This window comes from uncultured Croceicoccus sp. (assembly GCF_947496385.1).
Lineage (GTDB): Bacteria > Pseudomonadota > Alphaproteobacteria > Sphingomonadales > Sphingomonadaceae > Croceicoccus.
On record NZ_CANMCP010000036.1, the window covers coordinates 1 to 2,159 of the forward strand.

A 2,159-nucleotide genomic window follows, 5' to 3' on the forward strand; every position below is an offset into this window, starting at 1 on the left:
CCCCGACAACTATCTCGCCGCCGTCAAGCTCATCTGTGCACGAATCTGGTGCGCCGCGTTATGAGTCTACGGCCTAATACGCTCAATCCAGCCTTGCGACTTAATTTCGACGCTATCGACACCTTGCTGCTCATCGTTGTCGATATCTGGCTTGCTGTTCCCCTGTTCGTTTGGCGAAAAACGTCACTCGACACGGACGTCCCGAACTCAGATTGAAGTCGAGCGGTTCAATCTCGCCATCGATTTGCGTGCTTTCCAGCTACGCGCCCAATTTCTGCGAACAACTTTTTTTCGGCAGCTCGGGGAAGCGTGAAGGCTCGACACGGATAACGTTGGACATCTGCACCTTTCGTTCACCTACGAAGAGCGACGTCATCCCTGCCCCAAATTCTTGGAGATACTGTTCGATTTTTTGGCGAGTAGCGGGATTGAGCTCCACCATCTTCAGCCGTTGGTCATGGGCTGAAGCTGTACGCCGAATAGCGCCATGGTCCTCCAGTACGGATAGCCATCGCAGTCCAGTCGTAGCTGATGTGCAGGCACGTGATATAGCGATTTTTGTTGAAACCCGAGTGTGGCCTTCTACATATTCGTTGTAGAGACCGAGCAAGATATCCCATCCTGCTTCGCCAAACTTCGTAACTGGAAACATCTGTTCCCGCCGCTCGCGCCATGTTTGCATCAAGAGGCCAATGGTTTGCATATCGGGCGATCGCAGGGAACTTGTTTGCCTGATAGCTTCAGGATGAAGCGCGATCACCGAGCTATCGGTATCCTCAATCAATCCAGCGACAAGCTTTTCGATCTGGCGCAAGCGCGTCATTGTTGGATCAAAAGTTGAATTCGTCATCTCGGGTCAGCTCCTGCGATAGCGCCTTTTTACAACCGTTTTGTCAATTCCTGTCATTAGAGCTTATTTTAGAGTGGTTAACAAACGGTTCATACGCATGAAAGGTCCCGTTTGGCTAATCGCTCTTTGGTCCTATAGCGGACTTGCCCACGCGTAGCACCCGAGCCGAATGAATATCGCGCAGGCTTTCTATTGAACTGTGAAGGAGGGCGGCGGAGCGGGCTACCCCCAAGATGTCGAGCCCATCGATTCTGGCTAGAATATTCTCAAGATCGGATATGATCGCGCAAATTTCGTCGTTTCGAGACATTCGATAGCCTTATAAGTGGCAAAAAACGACGGATAACGAATGTTTGGCGAACTACCACATTCAAGAAACATCTGTTTAATTCTCGAACACAATTAAGCTCAGGACTCGTTGATTAGAGCCAGAAGAGTACGGTCGCAGCGAGAGCGAGGGCGGAGAAGAAGGCAGCGGGGCAGCGATCGTAGCGGGTTGCGACGCGGCGCCAATCCTTGAGGCGGCCGAACATGATCTCGATGCAGTTGCAGCGTTTGTATCGACGCTTGTCGTATTCGACGGGCATGGAACGGTATTTTCGGCCCGGAATGCAGGGCTTGATGCCCTTTCGTTCGAGCGCATCCCTAAACCATTCGGCGTTGTAATTGCGGAAGGCCAGTGGTCGAGCAGCGCTGCAGCGCAAGTGGAATCGCTGATCTGGCCTGCATGATGAAAAAGCGCAAGGAACGCCCGTTGGCATCGGTGATGGCGCGCAACTTGGTGTTCATACCGCGTCTGATCCGTCCGATCAGGTGTCCGAGCCCCTTTTTTACCCCAAGGATGGAAGCCGTGCGGTAAGCCTTTTGATAGGTTGCATCAATCATGACGGTTTGGGGTTCGGCTCTCTGCGCGAAGGCCTTCCATCATCCGGGTGAACACACCCATCTCCCCCCACCGCTTCCAGCGATTGCACAAGGTCTTGTGAGGTCCGTATTCCCTGGGCGCATCACGCCAACGTAGCCCGTTCCGATTGACGAAGCTGATCTCGCTCGAAAGCCGACGATCATCGCCATACGGCTTCCCGTGGATCTGGGGAAATACGGCGATAGCCGCGCCACCTGCTTCTCCGTCAGCCAATACAGGCGCCATACTCAGTCTCCTCACTGAGCCTGGAGCAGAAGGCGTGCAAACCACAATCACATCGCGGCCTGCCAATCAATGGGTCCTGAGCCTAGGCCGTAGACTCATAACGCGGCGCACCAGATTCGTGCACAGATGAGCTTGACGGCGGCGAGATAGTTGTCGGGG

Annotated in this window: 2 protein-coding genes and 1 pseudogene; 1 reads left to right on the forward strand and 2 read right to left on the reverse strand. The window is 53.8% G+C overall.

The window, feature by feature from the left end; translation table 11 throughout:
- Positions 1-216, forward strand: a 216-nt coding sequence (locus Q0897_RS15930; RefSeq protein ID WP_299310392.1) for a hypothetical protein, incomplete at its 5' end; no start/stop codon positions are given.
- Between the two features lie 43 nt (positions 217-259).
- On the opposite strand, the gene Q0897_RS15935 is transcribed toward Q0897_RS15930, so the two are convergent.
- Both Q0897_RS15935 and Q0897_RS15940 read right to left on the reverse strand, forming a co-directional pair.
- On the reverse strand, positions 260-850 hold the full coding sequence (locus tag Q0897_RS15935) for a hypothetical protein (protein ID WP_239807044.1): 591 nt from the start codon (positions 848-850) through the stop codon (positions 260-262).
- Positions 851-1,272: 422 nt separating this feature from the next.
- Positions 1,273-1,993 (reverse strand): annotated as a pseudogene (locus tag Q0897_RS15940) (IS5 family transposase).
- Positions 1,994-2,159 lie beyond the last annotated feature (166 nt).

What these genes read in the sequence shown, in the direction of transcription:
- Q0897_RS15935 (WP_239807044.1), bottom strand. Translation starts at nt 850, where the DNA reads ATGACGAATTCAACTTTTGATCCAACAATGACGCGCTTGCGCCAGATC.